The organism is Methanobrevibacter sp., from assembly GCF_017432245.1.
Lineage (GTDB): Archaea > Methanobacteriota > Methanobacteria > Methanobacteriales > Methanobacteriaceae > Methanobrevibacter.
The window spans coordinates 1-15,893 of the sequence record NZ_JAFRJO010000034.1 but is presented as its reverse complement, the minus strand read 5'-3'; the positions used below and the strand labels follow the sequence as shown (position 1 = coordinate 15,893).

Annotated in this window: 17 protein-coding genes; 3 read left to right on the top strand and 14 right to left on the bottom strand. The window is 32.2% G+C overall.

What is annotated here, in order from left to right; translation table 11 throughout:
• The 6 genes from IJI80_RS03075 to tes form a co-directional block, all read right to left on the bottom strand.
• A partial coding sequence (locus tag IJI80_RS03075; protein ID WP_292787551.1) for a histone-like protein occupies positions 1 to 110 on the bottom strand: 110 nt, incomplete at its 3' end.
• 557 nt (positions 111 to 667) lie between these two features.
• Positions 668 to 1,942 carry a tRNA (N(6)-L-threonylcarbamoyladenosine(37)-C(2))-methylthiotransferase gene (locus IJI80_RS03070; RefSeq protein WP_292787549.1) on the bottom strand — a complete coding sequence of 425 codons (1,275 nt, stop codon included), beginning with the start codon at positions 1,940 to 1,942 and terminating at the stop codon, positions 668 to 670.
• Between the two features lie 73 nt (positions 1,943 to 2,015).
• Positions 2,016 to 2,657 (bottom strand): HVO_0476 family zinc finger protein, encoded by a 642-nt coding sequence (locus tag IJI80_RS03065; RefSeq protein ID WP_292787547.1) that lies wholly within the window; start codon positions 2,655 to 2,657, stop codon positions 2,016 to 2,018.
• 417 nt (positions 2,658 to 3,074) lie between these two features.
• Positions 3,075 to 3,560, bottom strand: coding sequence for a homoaconitase small subunit (gene hacB / locus IJI80_RS03060; protein ID WP_292787545.1), 486 nt, complete (start codon positions 3,558 to 3,560; stop codon positions 3,075 to 3,077).
• Positions 3,561 to 3,651: 91 nt separating this feature from the next.
• Entirely contained in the window at positions 3,652 to 4,632 is a 981-nt protein-coding gene (locus IJI80_RS03055; protein WP_292787543.1) for a beta-ribofuranosylaminobenzene 5'-phosphate synthase, read from the bottom strand.
• A gap of 302 nt (positions 4,633 to 4,934) precedes the next feature.
• On the bottom strand, positions 4,935 to 6,464 hold the full coding sequence (gene tes / locus IJI80_RS03050) for a tetraether lipid synthase Tes (protein WP_292787541.1): 1,530 nt from the start codon (positions 6,462 to 6,464) through the stop codon (positions 4,935 to 4,937).
• Between the two features lie 310 nt (positions 6,465 to 6,774).
• On the opposite strand from tes, the gene IJI80_RS03045 reads away from it, so the two are divergent.
• On the top strand, positions 6,775 to 7,074 hold the full coding sequence (locus IJI80_RS03045; RefSeq protein ID WP_292787540.1) for a hypothetical protein: 300 nt from the start codon (positions 6,775 to 6,777) through the stop codon (positions 7,072 to 7,074).
• Positions 7,075 to 7,225: 151 nt separating this feature from the next.
• On the opposite strand, the gene IJI80_RS03040 is transcribed toward IJI80_RS03045, so the two are convergent.
• The 5 genes from IJI80_RS03040 to wecB form a co-directional block, all read right to left on the bottom strand.
• Positions 7,226 to 7,801 carry a CDP-2,3-bis-(O-geranylgeranyl)-sn-glycerol synthase gene (locus IJI80_RS03040; RefSeq protein WP_292787539.1) on the bottom strand — a complete coding sequence of 192 codons (576 nt, stop codon included), beginning with the start codon at positions 7,799 to 7,801 and terminating at the stop codon, positions 7,226 to 7,228.
• A 155-nt stretch (positions 7,802 to 7,956) separates the two neighbouring features.
• Positions 7,957 to 8,649 (bottom strand): hypothetical protein, encoded by a 693-nt coding sequence (locus IJI80_RS03035; RefSeq protein WP_292787538.1) that lies wholly within the window; start codon positions 8,647 to 8,649, stop codon positions 7,957 to 7,959.
• Between the two features lie 70 nt (positions 8,650 to 8,719).
• Positions 8,720 to 9,742, bottom strand: coding sequence for a hydantoinase/oxoprolinase family protein (locus IJI80_RS03030; RefSeq protein ID WP_292787536.1), 1,023 nt, complete (start codon positions 9,740 to 9,742; stop codon positions 8,720 to 8,722).
• Between the two features lie 21 nt (positions 9,743 to 9,763).
• Positions 9,764 to 10,939, bottom strand: coding sequence for an ATP-grasp domain-containing protein (locus tag IJI80_RS03025; protein ID WP_292787534.1), 1,176 nt, complete (start codon positions 10,937 to 10,939; stop codon positions 9,764 to 9,766).
• Positions 10,940 to 10,948: 9 nt separating this feature from the next.
• Positions 10,949 to 12,280, bottom strand: a complete 1,332-nt coding sequence (gene wecB / locus IJI80_RS03020; protein ID WP_292787533.1) for a UDP-N-acetylglucosamine 2-epimerase (non-hydrolyzing) — start codon at positions 12,278 to 12,280, stop codon at positions 10,949 to 10,951.
• 200 nt (positions 12,281 to 12,480) lie between these two features.
• On the opposite strand from wecB, the gene IJI80_RS03015 reads away from it, so the two are divergent.
• A complete protein-coding gene (locus tag IJI80_RS03015) occupies positions 12,481 to 13,158 on the top strand; it encodes a DUF447 domain-containing protein (protein WP_292787532.1) in 678 nt (225 codons plus the stop codon).
• Between the two features lie 90 nt (positions 13,159 to 13,248).
• On the opposite strand, the gene IJI80_RS03010 is transcribed toward IJI80_RS03015, so the two are convergent.
• The 3 genes from IJI80_RS03010 to truA form a co-directional block, all read right to left on the bottom strand.
• Positions 13,249 to 13,470 (bottom strand): hypothetical protein, encoded by a 222-nt coding sequence (locus IJI80_RS03010; protein ID WP_292787530.1) that lies wholly within the window; start codon positions 13,468 to 13,470, stop codon positions 13,249 to 13,251.
• A 155-nt stretch (positions 13,471 to 13,625) separates the two neighbouring features.
• The gene (locus tag IJI80_RS03005) at positions 13,626 to 13,859 is read right to left on the bottom strand and encodes a hypothetical protein (RefSeq protein WP_292787528.1); all 234 of its coding nucleotides are present in this window, start codon (positions 13,857 to 13,859) and stop codon (positions 13,626 to 13,628) included.
• A gap of 76 nt (positions 13,860 to 13,935) precedes the next feature.
• Entirely contained in the window at positions 13,936 to 14,808 is an 873-nt protein-coding gene (gene truA / locus IJI80_RS03000; RefSeq protein WP_292787526.1) for a tRNA pseudouridine(38-40) synthase TruA, read from the bottom strand.
• A 173-nt stretch (positions 14,809 to 14,981) separates the two neighbouring features.
• Between truA and nudC the strand changes: the two genes are divergently transcribed.
• Complete coding sequence (nudC, locus tag IJI80_RS02995) at positions 14,982 to 15,884, top strand: NAD(+) diphosphatase (RefSeq protein WP_292787524.1); 903 nt, start codon at positions 14,982 to 14,984, stop codon at positions 15,882 to 15,884.
• Positions 15,885 to 15,893 lie beyond the last annotated feature (9 nt).

Genomic DNA, 15,893 nt, shown 5'->3' with positions numbered 1-15,893 from the left:
CCTTTTTCTTCAAGAGCTTCAGCTAATGCAACTTTTGCATCATCACTAATTCTTTGTGCGCCAGCATTTTTTAAGATACGACCGACAGGTGCGATTGGTAATTCACTCATATTTTCACCTCCAATTGAAAGTGTGTTTTACCTAGTATATAAATGTTTTGCTTTTTTAAGGCCATTAAAACACTTATTATCCAAAAAATAGGTATAAAAATATAGATTTTTTAATAATGAGAAATATTAAAACTAATTAAAAAAATTTAATAAGAAATATATGAAAAATGGATATTTTAAAGCCATAGAACTCTTAAAAATTAAACCTTTTAAAAACTCTTAAATCTTTAAATAAATAATCATACATCTTTATTTTATCAAATAAATAACAAATAGTCTTTAAAAAAGGCAAAGAAAGAAATTTTTCTTTAAAAGGAAAATAAAAGATAAATTAGTCTTTAAAATAAAAATACAAGATAAATTAAGAGTTATTTCAAAAAATAGTCAATTTTAAAAGAGTTTTTTATCTAAATTTTCTAATAATTTTTTAAATAAGAAAATAATGAAAATTTTCGTCTAAAAACAATGGCAATTAGAAAAAAATCCTTAAAAAAATAATTGAAGTATACATGATTTCATAAAAGGAAAATAAGAAAAAAATAAAAGAATAAAAAAAATTAGATCTTATGGCCAATCAAATAAGTGCCAGTTGTCTCATCAATATGAACCTTAATGAATTCACCTAATTCAACATCCTGAACAACCACTGGAATATAGGAATCAGTTTTTGCAATGAAACCTCCTTTGGAACCTTCACCAACAACCAATGCAGTTAATTCCTTATCTTTAAGGAATTTGTTTTCCTCTTCAATTATTCCAAATTTAATATCGGAGAGAATTTTAGATCTTCTCTTCATGTCTTCAAATGGAATATTTGGAAGATCAGATGAACTTGCACCTTCCCTATGCTGATACTTGGATAAATGAATCAGATTGAATTTAATCTCTTCAATCAAGTCTGCAGTCATCAAAAAGTCCTCTTCGGTTTCTGTAGGATAGCCTATAATGATATCTGTAGCTAATGTAAGGTTTGGAATTTCTTCCTTGAACCTATAGACAATTTTCTTGTAATCCTCAACCGTATGATTCCTTCTCATATGCTTCAAGACTGCATCACTGCCAGATTGAATAGGCAAATGTAGGAATTTATATACCTTCTCCAACTTAAATGCATCAATTAAATCATCAAGGTCATTTCCTATGTTTTTAGGATGCATCATTCCAACACGCACTTTAAAGTCACCATCTAAACTAGCCACTTCCTTAATCAAGTCAGATAGCCTTTCGCCAGTATCCTTTCCAAATGCAGAAGTGTCTTGAGCGGTAAGTTCAATTTCAACACAACCATCTTCAATAGCTTGTTTAGCTTCCATTACAATATCTGCAATAGGATAACTGTTCAGATGTCCTCTTGCAAAGCGAGTGCAGCAGTAACTGCAGGAGCCTAAGCAACCTTCACATATCTGGATAACATGAACATATGGGTCTTGACGTATCTTAGGAACACAAACCTTAGGCTCATCTGAAAAGCCAAACTCCCGGGTAACTTCCCCTCCAATAGCTGACTTGACAACATCAGCAGTCTTGTTCAATTGGTGAGGGCCAATCCAAGAGCAGTTAGGTCCAATTGCATCAAGCTTTTTAGGATCCACTTCAACCATACATCCTGCAACAATGATTTCCTTATCCGGAAATTCATCTTGAAGCTTTTTGATTCTATTTATCACCTTGCTTTCAGTAGGCAACTTTACATAACAAGTATTGACGATAATTGCATCCGCTTCCTCTTGATTGTCTACAATATCAATTGAATTGGCATTTAAGATACCTGCCATGATTTCAGAATCTGCTTGATTGAATGTGCATCCATAAGTTTCTATAAATACTTTCATATTATCCTCTAAAAATAAAAATAGATATTTGGGATTGAAATATAATCCCAATTGAAGATTTTAAATTGTTTAATTAACTTTTATGTTTATTCAAAGGCTTTGCCTGAACAATGAATTTGGTCAAGTCATAATCATAATGATTGAACTTGACAGGCTTTGCATAAACCCTTTTAATGACTCTTGCCTTAGCATAACCTTTAGTGGTTTTTCTCTCTTCAGTCTTGATTACATGAACTCTTGCAATATACTTATCAATTTTTAGAATATCATCAACAGCTATCTTGAAGTCACGTTCTGTTTCACATTTGAAAGAAGCGACTTTTCCATGCAAGTCTATTGAAACACCAAAACGCGCAGGAATCTCTTCAGATGATGCCCAAATGGTTTTGACATCACTTGCAATAGCTTTCTTAACTCTCTTTTCTCCTTCAAGCTCTAAGGAAGTGATTTTCACTTTCCCAAGCTCGGACATTAGGAAATCCCCAACTGCAAGCTGTTCATCAGGGAATAAGTCAATGAATATCTTATGAGTATCTTCATGCTCACTAATGATTAATCTAAATGGTTTTGGGTTATCCTGGGAAATTCTTTCATTATAAACAGATCCACATTCATCACATTTCAATAGGAATTCTCTGATTTCCTTATTTTTGCCCTTGATAAGCTTATTCTTTAAAATGACTGCTTCATCAGACCCGCAAACTGGACAAACCATATTTTCACCTCACTATCTTTCATACATCATTAAACATATACATAGCTAAAAATCAATCTAAATTTGAAATCTCAATAAAAATAATAAATTAAAACATATTAATTTTCCATATCTTGAAAAATTAAAAAAATAATTAAAAATAGCTATGTCATTAATTTTAATTAATAAATTTAATTGATTATTATAATATTATAGAATAAGTTAATTATAAACTTATGTATTGATTATAAGTTAATCTTAAAAAATCATTTGAAAATATATGAAAAAACATAAAATTTTTAGAAATAATCTACTAAAAAAATAAAAGAAAAAATATATTTCAAATGATAGCCTTTAAACTAAAAGTTTAATTAATTTAAGATATAGTTTACTATAACAATACTATTTTAAACAAAGATCTAATCAATTAGATTAAACTTATTCTTTTTCTTTTAAATAATGTTTAACTAGACCACCATCAGACAATATATTTATCATGAATTCTTCAAAAGCTTGGAATTCAACTTCAATGTTTTTGGTTTCATTGACAATGATTCCCTTCTCCAAATCAACAGATACTATATCGCCATCATCCGCTTCAATGTCTGCAACCACAACTGGAAGACCAATGTTGATTGCATTCCTATAGAAGATACGTGCAAATGATTTTGCAATAATCGCTTCAACTCCTGCTGCCTTGATAGCTACTGGAGCCTGTTCCCTTGAAGAACCGCAACCGAAGTTTTCACCAGCAAGTATCAAGTCACCTTGCTTTACATTTTTGGTGAAATCCGCTCTTTCTCCTTCAAGAACATGTTCTGCTAAATCCTTTGGATTGAATGTTCTTAAATATCTTCCAGGAATGATGACATCAGTGTCAATGTTATCTCCAAAATTCCAAACCTTTCCTTTAATTTCAGCCATAGTATTCACTACATATATAAAATTTTAATAAAATTCAAAAAAGTAATTTAAATAATTTATAAAAAATTAATAAAAATAGTTATACATATAACTATTTTTCAATTACATAACCGTGGTTTTGTGCTTTGGTTACCCTTACACGGTTTTCCCCAACTATCTCTTCTGCCGCTTTGACAATATCCTTATTGTTTTCATCAAAGACAGTGTATAAGGTAGGGCCGAAAGAACTGATACCTGTACCATAAGCCCCTGCAGCATCCATCGCTTCCATAGCAGGTAAGTAATGTGGGTCTAAACTGTGTTCAAGCTTATTGAAACCAACTTTTTGAAGTTCCTTGATTGACCATCCAAAGTTAACAATATCCTTCTCAACTAATGCAGGAAGCAAGTTCATTAAAATTAAATGGGAAACCTGTTCCACTTCAGTTTTTGGAAGAGGGCAGTATGTTTGGAAAACATTGACTTCAGCTTGATCATGCATGGTTTCCTCCACTTCAGGCATTGCGAGCAAGATGTTCCATTCTTCAGGGAACTCATATCTTGCAATCAATGTAGCAGGTTTTGCTTTGGATGCAGAAGATGGCAAGAATCCAGGCTTCTCTTCTAAGCTGTGACCTCCATCAACAATAAATCCACCTAAATCATGTGCAAAAGTACCAATACCAGAGGTTCCTCCTCTACCAACCATAGTACTTAATTCTCTGCTTGAAAATTTAAGTCCTGCAGTTTCAGTCATCAAGTGAGCGGTACAAACTGCAATTTGAGTACCAGAACCTAATCCGGAGTGTGGACGGTAAGCTTCTAAAACTTTAAAATGGAATCCAGATTCAATATCACAAAGCTTTGCAATTTTTTCTGCAGCAGCTGGAATCTTTTCCATACATTCCTCTCTGGAATCTTCTCTAATATCATCAGCAAATTCTAAAGTATATCCTTTTTCATTGGTTTCTTCACTTTGTAAAACAAATTGTGGATCGCTAAGTGCAAGACCTATACCACCATCAATTCTCTTATAAGACCCATTCATGTCAATAAGAGACATGTGTAATCTTGAAGGTGCTCTAATAATCATAATTTCACGACCATTTTATAATAATTTAATAAATGGAAAAGATAAAAAATTTCAATTTATCCAATTTAATCCATTTTCAAATCTTATAATTTTAATTAAATTACAATATTTAACAAACTTAAATATTTCAATACTAATATATTAATTTTATTATATAAACTTATTGAAAAATTTTTATAAAAATTAGATAAATTTAGAAAAGAATACAAGAAAAAAATAGAAAAAAGACTAAAAATTAAAAATTAAAAACAATAGAAAGAAAATAAAAAAATAGAAAAAAGTTGAAAAATAATGAAGATTATCTAATCTTCATCTTCCTCTTCTTTTCCAGTTTTATCATTGAATTCAGTCATTTTCTGATTTAATGGAACTGAGAATTCATCTTCAATGCCTTGTCTGTAAATGGAGTTCATGGTACAGAATGGAATGACTCTTCCATCAGGCACTGCATAGTGAATAACACAGTCTTTTACCCTATCAGTGTCGAAGTTGAATGGGTCCATGAAATGCATACATGAAATGAGCAATGAATTTACGTGGAATTCACCTAAAGCATCATAAGATTGATCTTTAAAGATATCAAAAATGATTTTTTTCATATCCAATCCAGCTGGTGCTTCTTCTTCCTTGAAGATTTTATTGAAGTTTTTAGCAGCACTTGCGAAAATTCTGGACTTAATCGCAAATGAACCAGTTTCTAATTTTTCAGTATATTTGTTAAGGAATGCTAAGAACTTATCAATATCAATGAATCTTGTGATAGGAATGATCTTACCATCTTCAATAAATATGTAAGTAGCTGAACCACAGTGCTGGTGACAGTTTAAGGTTACTGGAGGTTCTTCATTTCTTAAAGCTCCGATAAATTCAGATACTGGTTGAACAGAGGTAGCTGAATAGAAATCATCTTTGGAGATTTGACCTTCAGTTTGTTCATCAACCAATTTCAAGAAGTCAGGAATAGTGATTCTTTGCTCTTCAACTTGGTCAGATGGAGTTCTTCCAGAGAAGGATACAGGTTGGAAATTGACACCATGAACGATATCAATGTTTTCAATAGCAAATCTGATAATGTCTCCGACTTGCTGGTCATTAACACCTTTTACAACGGTAGGTACAATTACAACACCTAAACCAGCTTCCCTACATTTTTCAATAGCTTCCAATTTAACATCCAATAGGTTTTTGCTTCTTGCTATTAAATAAGGCTCTTCAGTTACACCATCAAATTGCAAGTAAACAGTGTTTAATCCCGCATCTTTTAATTCTTGAGCATAACCTTCTTTTTTAGCTATTCTTATACCATTGGTAGCTATTTGAGTATGATTAAATCCTTCTTCTCTAGCCATTCTAATTAAATCTGGCAAATCCTTTCTTACAGTAGGTTCACCACCAGCATATTGAATAGCTGGAGCAGGAACAGGCTTTTCATTTCTTAAATTCTTGAGCATTTGACGGATTTCATCTTGAGTAGGCTCGAATAATTTTTTGGAAGTTGCTGCATTTGCAAAACAGATAGGACATTTTAAATTGCATCTGTTTGTTACATCGATTAATCCTAAAACTGTGTAAGATTCATGTTCTGAACAGATACCACAATTTGAAGGACATTTTGCAACTTTTTCCACCATAGGATTCTCTAAGTCTTGAGTGATTGAGTCAACTTGATCTATTCTGTTATATAACTCTGCATCACTCCAATAAGTATTATTAAATTCCCCATGTTCTGGACATTCTTTTTTAATCCAGACTCTTCCATCCTCTTCATAAACCTCAGCTTCTAAAGGCTTAAGGCATTTAGGACATAAACTAGTTGTATTTTTAATATGCATATTTTCACCACAATTGATTTTTAAATCTGTATAATCAAAGTAATATAATCATTAATTGATAGTTCATTAAAAAAGAAATTTGATAAGTTAATTTGATAAAGTAAACTAAATAAAGCTTTTAAGAACTAACATCACATAATATATTTAATTTATTCCTTTTAATATTTAAACTTAATATATAAAATACAAAAAGAAATGATAAAATAATAAAATGATGGGATAAATAGGAAATGCATATAATAGTTTTATAAATTAGTTTCAATAAAATATTATTAAGAAACAATTTTCAATAAGAATTAAGGTGCATTGCATGAAATTAAGTGAATGGATTAAAGCAAATAATATACCTAACAACAGAATTTTAAAAGTCCTTGAATATTATGAAAGCATAGACCCAATATCATTCAATGATCCAGAAGATGTCAAAGCGGAAGTTGAAGAGCATGGTTTAAGATGGGTAGCGAACAAATATGGGGTTCGTGAAAAAGAGCTTAAGGAATATGGTTGGAGATTTAAAAAACGAGACGATAAAGGTAAAAAAAGAGAGGAAACTCCAATCATTAAAACAAATGAGCAAAAGCCATTAGTTGACATTTTTGATGATGAATAAATTAAAAATAAAATAAATCATTAAAAAAAGACTAAGAAAAAATAGAATAAATAAAAAAAAGACTAAGAAAAAATAGAATAACTAAAAAAAGACTAAGAAAAAATAGAATAAATAAAAAAAATAAAAAAAAGAAAAAAGGACCAATGCAGAACTAATACCAAACATCCTTAATTCCAAGCAAATAAGCAATCATATTAGAGCCTAAATGCAAAATAAGAGTTAAAACAGCAACGATGATGAAAAATTCCCAGCTGATCTTAACGACTAATAAACTTAATACCAATGCACCTACTACGAAATCCAATTGGTCCATTATAGGAGCTGGCTCACCGCTTTGAAGGCCTATTCTTCTTTTTATGAAACTTCCAACTGCATCACCTAACAATGCACCAAAAGCCATCAAGAATCCTAAAATCAAACCGCCAGTTATGCTGCCATATACAGGGAGATCTATTACTCCGCCAGTTAAGACACTTAAATCTCCATAAAAGGTACCTATAATTCCTAAGACTACACCAACAAGGGTTCCAATAATGGTACCGTTTAGACAGCCTTTCCAAGTTACACCATTACCAATAAGCCTACGCCCATCCTTGCATTCCTTTCCGCCATCAACTGGTGTTCCTCCACCAAATGCAAGACCGCTAAGGTTAGCAACATAAGCAGGGAGCATAAAATAAATTGCACCTGCAATAGCTATCAGTAATTTAAAAATTTCAATTTCCATCATTTGCCTCAAAATAAATTCAATTCATTGCTTTAATGTAAATAATCATAATTTGAATTAATTATCTTCATTTAAAACTATATTTTTAATTATTAATAAATTTAAGTATATAAACTTATGGGTAAGTTTTTAAAGAGAGATAAAAATCATTCCACTCATTGATTAAGCAGACGATTATAAGAAGCATCCAACAACCTATAGGATTCAATGAATGCAATGGTTTTTGAATCTGTTTCTGGGATTTCATAAACAAATACAAGGGTTCCAGTATTGACTAAAGGAGTATCTACCCTTTTGATTGAAGTGCTTTTTGAAGGTCTTGTCTTATTTCTCTTATAATAATTAAATCCAATATCACCAGTGACCTCTTCAGCCAAATCTACAGATGCGTTATCCATTGTAGGGGTTGCTATATAATATCCTTCACCATAGCCAGGCTCATGGTCATGACCTATAATGACCAAATCAGGATCCAACTTAGCTACATCGCTGACAACATAATCATGAACAAGAGACTCTCCATTGGCTCTACCTTTATTGAAGTCTTCTGGAGAATCTGTCACCTTAACATGATAGTTTATGACTTCCACATCGCTATGAGAAAATGCAAAGGCTCTGCAAACTAGAGGAAGAATGAGCTTATGCAGTTTTTCTCTGGAATGCATACCTGAAATAACTGCAATTTTCACAGAGGTATCCTCTGAATGAGTATAGTTAACCTTGCTTACACTCCCTAAATTATCCTCGCCTATAATTTCATTGCTGCCTTCAGTTAAAATGAAAAATCCTAAAATAGCTGCAATGATAATTATCAAGCTAATTATGATAATCTTAATCTTTTTACCCATAATATCCCAAATGAAAGTTACAATAAATAGACATCTAAAGAATTTAATCTAAAAAAATAATCTAAATATGTTAATTCAAATAGTTTTTCATCATGATTGCAGTACCAATAGCTGGAGCGACGGTACATTCATCATCACTGTAAAAGTCACCCATAGACTTAACATCAAGACCTAAGAGTTTAGCTGCTTCTGCACATAAGATGTCCTTTCCAAGACCTGTTACAATAACCTTATCCAATCCTTCTCTTTCTGAGACTTCCTTAAGACCTGCAGCTATTTGCTTGACTTGTTCCTTGTGAATGTAATCAGCCATTTCCTTAATGTCATCCATTGACAATATATCTAAATCTGCACAAACAACTCTTGAAATTCTTCTTGCAGATTCCTCCTTTGATTTTCCTGCACCATCACAGGTGGCACATACATAATCCTCATCTTTTATTAAATCAAGGACATTGTAGACATCTGCAGTGATTGCAAAGAGTTCAGAAGCAACCCTATAGTTTTCTCCATTGAATGGGATTGAGTCAACAAAGCTTGTCAAATTGGTTCTTAATGTTCCTGTGTAGACAAGCTCACCAGTGGCAGACCTTTCAAAATCGGTTCTGCCCTTTGCACATTCCTTTCCATCCTTGATTGGAATGATATCTGTTGTTGTGCTTCCAGTGTCTACAAAAATGCAATCCTTTTCAATTTCAGCAACAATATGTGAAGTGGCAATCCAGTTTGCAGCTGCAACCTCAATAGGGTTTGCAATAAGCTCAGCAAGTGACAATACCTTATCTGTACCAATGTATGCAACCGGACAGTCAAAGAGCTTTTCACAGGTGGTTGCAATATCCAAGACCCCTTGTGCCTTTGTTTCAAATGCATCCACTAATTCTGCAGTCATTGAAATTCCTACAGCATCGATCTCATCAACTGGACAGATCTTTTCTATCAAATCGTATAAGACATTTCCCAATCTTTCATTTTGAGACCACATAGGCAAGTATTCAAATACAGTTTGAATATCCTTTATTTCACCATTTTCATATTCCACAATTGCCAAATCAGTGTTTGCACCACCGATATCAAAACCTGCTACTTTCACATTATCACCAAAAAAGTATAATTATTCCCCTAATTTAATTTCTAAGATTCCCTCATCATTCTTATAAAAACTTGCTTTTGAACTGTAATTAATTTCACCAATATCATCAACACTTATTTTCTTATCAATCAAATCAATGATTGTTTTAGCTATATTGATATTTATGATTTTTTGAAGCCCCACATAGGAAGTGGTGAATCTGGAGTTAATCTCCAAAAGATAAATGTATTCATCTTCAATTATGAAATCAATACCTATAAAACCTTTGAGCCCAGGAACATATTCGCAAGCCAATTTTGCATACTTAAAGACTTTTTCCTTCAAAGGATGCTCATAAGGAACATATCCTCCAAGATATTCCCCTCCATTCTCATCAATTTTAACTATTTGCTTATTTAAGCTTATAGGAAGGGCTTCCTTACCGTCACTGATTAGGCAAACACTGCAAACATCACCTTCAATGAATGGCTGAACAATGAATCTTGAACCATCACCATAGATTTCCTCCAAATCATCAATATCCCTTTTAGAGGCAATTATCTTAATGTCATCACAATCCACTCCAAAACGTGGCTTTGCAATGAGTTTGTTCTCTTTAACCACATCCCTATCTGAATTGTCCAAAACTGGAATGTCTTTAGGTTTTTGCATTATAGGCACTGCATTATCATTGCTTCCATCCCCATAATCCCCATTGATTGTGTCGAAGAAGATTTGGATAGCCCTTTTCCAATAAGTCTTTTTATTCAAGAGAATGTTGTATGTCATTGGTTGAGGTATCCTATTTGACAGATAATCAAAGGTTTCATACTTGTCAGATGCAAGCTTCACTGCAAAATGGTCACTGCCGTAAACCTTTATTCGCTTAGATTCAAGCAATTTGGTTAAATTGTATAGGTTATTGTCATTTTCAGCTGCAATGAACATGGCCCTATCAAACACATAAGCTTCCCTTTCAAGCCAATCTTCAAGAGACTCTTCAATGACCACAGTTTTTACATCAAAGTCAAAGTCATCAAAAATGTTTTCAAACTGTTTTGCAAGCAAAACATAAATGTCTTCATCCTTTAAATCACTTACAAGAGACCTTATAAGTTCTACAGCTTCAGAGACAATTGATAAATCTTCCACTCCTGAAGCTGTAAAGTATTCAAATACTAAAATTGAATCATCATTAACATCCTTTAAATCGAGCATATTGCCACCTTAATTAGCATAATCTTCATAGATAATTGTTAAACCATTCAAATTCAAATCATCGTATGGGAATTTGATTTCCTCTCCATCAAAAACAATCTTAATCAATGAACTGTTCTTGTCCTCAAATTCAGCTACACACATATCTTCCTCAATGAATTTCATCTTTCTTGTAAAGCTTGACATCACTTCATCAGGAGCTTCCATTTTCAAATTATCATTTTTATTTGCATCTTCAATTATTTTAATCATTAGCTCGGCTGCATTTCCCATCCCATATGGGTTTTTAGCGGATTTCATCTTATTTGCAAACTCATCATCATCCAATATCCTTCTTGCATTCTCAAGTATGACTTCCTTATCAGAACCTACAAGAATGTTTCCTCCAGCAGTTACGGTTTCAGGCCTTTCAGTATTATATCTTAGGGTAAGTGCAGGCACATCAAGAGTGATCGCTTCCTCTTGAAGTCCTCCAGAATCTGTTAGGATAATTGTGGATTTTGAAATTAGAAGGAGGAAATCAAGATAGCCCACTGGCTTAATGATATGAACATGAGAAAGGTCGTTTAACCTGTCAAAGAGACCGAAGTTCTCCATTGTCTTCTTGGTTCTTGGATGAATTGGAAAGATGATGTTCATGTCATCAAGTTCCTCTAAAGCTTCTATGATATTAGTTAATCTTTCCTTATCATCAACTGTTTCTGCCCTATGCATTGTTAGGGTAAGGATGTTTTCCATATTGTCAATATCAAGCTCTGCAAGACCTTCATCGTATTCATCTTTTTCTCTGTTTTTGGATATTTCAAGGTTTCTAAAGCATGCATCCACAACAGTGTTACCAGTTATGAAGATTCTTTTTCTTGAGATTCCTTCCATGGCAAGGTTAATAGCTGATTCTTCAGTTGGAACAAAGTATAATTTGGAACAGATGTCTGCTGCAAGCCTGTTGATTTCTTCAGGCATTGTCTCATCAAAAGAACGAAGGCCAGCTTCAACATGACCTACTGGAATATGCAATTTGCTTGCAACAAGCGCACCAGCAAGAACTGCATTTGTATCTCCCTGCACAAGCAAGATGTCCGGTTTTTCATCTAAGAGAACCTCTTCAATCCCTTCCATCATTTTACCTGTCTGCTTTCCATGTGAACCTGATCCAACATGGATATTATAGTCAGGGGTAGGCAATTTCAAGTCAATGAAGAAATTTTCAGACATTTCCTTATCATAATGCTGACCAGTATGAATCAATAATAGTTCATGGCCTCTCTTTTCAATCTCATCCATAACAGAAGCCATTTTGATTATTTCGGGTCTTGTTCCAAGTACAATAGCTATTTTCATTTTTAAACATCCTTAGTTAGTTGATAATTTCAGTTTATGATTTGATAAATTTTATAATAATTTACATTATATAAACTTATGTTCTTCAAATAATATATAGTTTAATTAATCTTTAAAAATTAAAAAATGAAAAATGAAAATGAAAATGAAAAAATAAAAAATATATAATTAAAACATTTAAATAATTATTGAGGACAAATATGAACCCGGAACTAATCATAAACAATAAACACTATAAAAAGGCAGATAACTTAGAATCATTAAACATGTTTAAGGGACAGCTCTATGAAACTATTGTAACCACACAAAGCAATGAACATGTCAAAAATGCAGCTCCAATTGGAGTCATCTGCAAGGATTCAAATCATGTTGTCATTCATTTGGATAATTGCGTTCATACCCACTTGAACATCATGGAAAATGGAGAACTGATTGTAAACATCATAAAAGATCCGCTTATTTTCACATATTCAACTCTTGGAGAACTTGATAAAGAGTATTTTAGAGAGTTCAATGGTTTTCCAATGATAAAAGACTCTTTAGGATTCTTTAAGGCACATGTCATTAAGACAATAGATAAGAAAAGGGAAAACGATTATAACGATGGAAAAGGAAATGTAGTCACCTGTGAAGTTGAAGACATTTACATTAGCGAAAATAATGAGATTGTTCCTCTTAATAGAGCCATGAATGCAGTTATAGAAAGCCTTGTCTATTACTGCAGATTCGACCACAAATACAAAGACATTCAAAAGGAAATCTGGACCCATATGAAAGAGCTGAATAGGGTTTGCCAAAAGGTGGGGAATGAATCTGAGAAGAAGTCAATGAAGCTTATTTTAGATAAAATGAAAGAAAATCATGATAATTTGGAATAATAAAAAGGGTTAAAAAAAGTAAGTGAAAAATAAAAATAATAAAAAAAATAATAAAAATAGATTAAATTAATCTTTTCTAAGATAATCGGCTTATTCGATTGCTTGAGCTTCTTTATAGGTTAAGTATAATGCTGCAATCCATACGATAAGTGCAATGTAATTAAATATTCTCCATACATACATACCTAAAAGATTACAAATAACACCAATTACAAATAATCCTACACCTTTCTTAATATCGCCTAAGTATGCAATACCTAATCCGGTGAAAATAAATGAAATTACTAATGCAATGATTGTTTTTGTTTCCATATTTTTTCCTCCATAATTAATGAAGAATAGAAATTCTTCAAATTTAGTTTATTTAAACTAATATAAATAGATTTTTGAAAAAAAGAGTAAAAATTGATAAAATTATAGAAAAAAAGAGTAAAAAAAGAATAAAAAAATTATTTAAAATAATTTATTTATTCACTTGCCATAACATAAGCATCATATGCTGCATAAATTGAGATAAGTAAGTTAATAATACCTACAAGCCATTCTTTAAATACAATTGCAGCTAAGAAACCCATTATTAATGCAAGTACGAATAATATAATACCTTTCTTTAAATCTCCAGCAATAACTTGACCTAAACCTGGGATGATGAAAGATAAAATAGCACAAATAATAGCTTTAATCATATTGTTAACCTCCATAATTATTAAGAATTCAATAATTCTTTAAAAATAGTTTATTTAAACTAACATATAAATTTATATATATATATTTCACTTATTTTAAATCATCCAAACAGTTTAACATGGATTCTGTAACGGAATAAGTCTTTTGCAAATCAAAGAGATTATCTACCAGATATCTTCTGAATCTCTCGCATGCATAGTCATCATATCTGAATCTGATTCCATCATATTCAATATCCATTAAAATTAGATTTTCCGGCTCTACAACCTTAATGTATGCCCTTGGCTCATCTTTTTTTGGATCAAGCAATCTTCTTACATCATCAAGAGTCATTTTTCCATAATTGACATCAAGGAAAACTCTCATCATCTTACGAACCATATTCCATAAGAAGCTTTCACCGTAAATGTCTACAAAAATTGGACTGTAAGTCTTGTTCAAATGAGCGAAATTATTGTTCTTATTCTTGCCATCCTCATCTATTGTTGGTCTGGATATTCTGATATCCTCAATTGTTCTTTCAGTTGTTTTCTGCTTTCTTTTTGTAAAATTAGTGAAGTTATGAGTTCCCATAAAGACCTCTGCAGTCTGCCTTAAAAGATCAATATCCAAATCCTCCTCAAAGAGGATGTAACGATACCATCTCATTTGAGCATATCTTGGCTTGAATCCGAATCTAACCGGTGCCCAAGCGATTATCTGAATGTCATCAGGCAAGCTATTGTTTATCTGATTGACACGAACTTCCTTCTCGCTTTGGAAACTTATTACATTTCCAAGACTGTGAACTCCTGCATCTGTTCTTCCAGCTATCCTGAACCTTGAAGCCTTCAAATCATCAATGTATCCTAATTTTCTAAGATGATAAATCAATTCCTCTTCAACGGTTCTTACATCAGGCTGTCTTTGAAATCCATGAAAGTGAGTTCCAATGTAAGCAATCTTTAAGGCAGTTCGTTTCATAACAATCACAAAAAATAATAATTTGATTAAATTGATTAATTTGATAATCATTTTATTCCTAAATAATTTGTACTATTAATTTTTTTATTAAAAATATAAATATTTAGCTATTTGTTAAAAAAAATCGAGACTCAATAATTAAAAATATAAACTAAAATAACATATTATAAAATATGAAAACACAACACGATACAAAGGAATCCATAAGCCTTTATGATAATTATAAAATTAATCTTAAACCTAAAGATACTGATAAAAAGTTTTATTTCATATTCAGTAACAGAGAACTTCTATTGATTGATAATCAGCTTCCATTACTAAAAGACTTGAAAGAGCTTGACATCAATGAAGAAGACGTTGAAAACTGCATTTACTTTGGAGAATTTTACCTTAAGGACGCTTATGCAGTTGAACTGTCTGAAGACTTTGACATTGATGGATTCAAGGAAGAGAATGAAGAGATCAATTTGAAATTCATCAATCTTTACGAAGTCTTTGACATTAACGAAGAGACATATTACCTTGGCGGAAGGGCAATTCAAATAATAGATTGGGAAAACAACCACCAATACTGTGGAAGATGTGGAGCAAAAACAGTCACTTCTGATGTGGAGATGGCTAAAGTTTGTCCTGAATGTGGATTTACATCATTTACAAGGATATGCCCTGCAATAATTACCACAATCATCAAGGAAGATGAGGAAGATCTTGATGAAAATGGGAAACCAACCAAAAAGATTTTAATGGCAAGGCACTCATACCATGAATATCCAAGATACGCATTGATTGCAGGATTCTTGGAAGCTGGAGAAAGTGTAGAGGAAGCAGTTAAAAGAGAGGTTATGGAAGAAGTTGGAATTGAAGTTGAAGATGTCCAATACTTCGGAAGCCAATCCTGGCCATTTCCAAACTCATTGATGATTGGTTGCATCTGCAAGTACAAGTCTGGTGAAATCAAGGTGGATGAAAATGAAATCACCAAAGCTAAATGGTTTAAAAAAGAGGAAATAGAGCAACCGCCTTCAAATATTTCCATATTTTCCAGATTACTTAAGAATTTCAAGGAAAATTACTGAAGAACCATT

Bases quoted from the DNA above. Each gene is read 5' to 3' on its own strand.
- IJI80_RS03035 (WP_292787538.1), bottom strand. From the start codon at position 8,649: ATGGGTAAAAAGATTAAGATTATCATAATTAGCTTGATAATTATCATT.
- IJI80_RS03010 (WP_292787530.1), bottom strand. From the start codon at position 13,470: ATGGAAACAAAAACAATCATTGCATTAGTAATTTCATTTATTTTCACC.
- IJI80_RS03025 (WP_292787534.1), bottom strand. From the start codon at position 10,939: ATGCTCGATTTAAAGGATGTTAATGATGATTCAATTTTAGTATTTGAA.
- truA (WP_292787526.1), bottom strand. From the start codon at position 14,808: ATGAAACGAACTGCCTTAAAGATTGCTTACATTGGAACTCACTTTCAT.
- IJI80_RS03055 (WP_292787543.1), bottom strand. From the start codon at position 4,632: ATGATTATTAGAGCACCTTCAAGATTACACATGTCTCTTATTGACATG.
- IJI80_RS03070 (WP_292787549.1), bottom strand. From the start codon at position 1,942: ATGAAAGTATTTATAGAAACTTATGGATGCACATTCAATCAAGCAGAT.
- IJI80_RS03015 (WP_292787532.1), top strand. From the start codon at position 12,481: ATGAACCCGGAACTAATCATAAACAATAAACACTATAAAAAGGCAGAT.
- IJI80_RS03005 (WP_292787528.1), bottom strand. From the start codon at position 13,859: ATGGAGGTTAACAATATGATTAAAGCTATTATTTGTGCTATTTTATCT.
- IJI80_RS03065 (WP_292787547.1), bottom strand. From the start codon at position 2,657: ATGGTTTGTCCAGTTTGCGGGTCTGATGAAGCAGTCATTTTAAAGAAT.
- IJI80_RS03040 (WP_292787539.1), bottom strand. From the start codon at position 7,801: ATGGAAATTGAAATTTTTAAATTACTGATAGCTATTGCAGGTGCAATT.
- hacB (WP_292787545.1), bottom strand. From the start codon at position 3,560: ATGGCTGAAATTAAAGGAAAGGTTTGGAATTTTGGAGATAACATTGAC.
- tes (WP_292787541.1), bottom strand. From the start codon at position 6,464: ATGCATATTAAAAATACAACTAGTTTATGTCCTAAATGCCTTAAGCCT.
- nudC (WP_292787524.1), top strand. From the start codon at position 14,982: ATGAAAACACAACACGATACAAAGGAATCCATAAGCCTTTATGATAAT.
- wecB (WP_292787533.1), bottom strand. From the start codon at position 12,280: ATGAAAATAGCTATTGTACTTGGAACAAGACCCGAAATAATCAAAATG.
- IJI80_RS03045 (WP_292787540.1), top strand. From the start codon at position 6,775: ATGAAATTAAGTGAATGGATTAAAGCAAATAATATACCTAACAACAGA.